Here is a 582-nt window from a genome sequence, read left to right as displayed (position 1 = left end):
AAACAACTCAAAGGGCACACTTCGAGAGTCCTTCGTGATGAATTCAGACAGCTAAAGAGTCGGTTGCCTTCTCTGTGGACCAATTCATACTTTGTTGCCACCGTAGGGACTGTTCAACTCGATGTGATTAAGAAATACATCGAGGAACAGAAATCGAGGTGATCGTATGAGGAAAGCGTACAAGTTCAGGCTCTATCCAACGAAGGAACAACAGGGTCGAATTCAGTTCACGGTAGAACGTTGTAGGCTTCTGTATAATCGCCTTCTTGATGAGCGCAGAGTAGCCTACGAGACAGCGCAAACGACACTGAACTACTACGACCAAGCGAACACATTCAACGAACGCAAGTCACACATTCCAGCCTTGAAGCAGGTTCACTCGCAAGTATTGCAGGATGTGGCAAAACGTCTCGATAAAGCCTTTCAGGCATTCTTTAGACGAGTGAAGGCAGGGGAGAAACCAGGCTATCCACGCTTTAAGTCCATAGGCAGATACGATTCGTTCACCTATCCGCAAGGCGGATATTGGCTCAATGGTAGCAAGCTGAAACTTTCCAAGATTGGTGACGTGAAAATCAAACT

Annotated in this window: 2 protein-coding genes; both read left to right on the top strand. The window is 46.6% G+C overall.

Annotated features, from left to right (window positions below):
- On the top strand, nt 1-162 hold a 162-nt coding region (locus ACFSB2_RS17125), incomplete at its 5' end, for a transposase (RefSeq protein ID WP_377944325.1).
- 4 nt (nt 163-166) lie between these two features.
- Nucleotides 167-582 (top strand): RNA-guided endonuclease InsQ/TnpB family protein (locus ACFSB2_RS17120; protein ID WP_377944324.1); only part of this gene is annotated, 416 nt, incomplete at its 3' end.

It is taken from the genome of Alicyclobacillus fodiniaquatilis, from assembly GCF_042678105.1.
In the GTDB taxonomy this organism is placed as follows: domain Bacteria; phylum Bacillota; class Bacilli; order Alicyclobacillales; family Alicyclobacillaceae; genus Alicyclobacillus; species Alicyclobacillus fodiniaquatilis.
The sequence above is the reverse complement of the archived record's forward strand: the minus strand, read 5'-3'. Positions and strand labels throughout refer to the sequence as shown.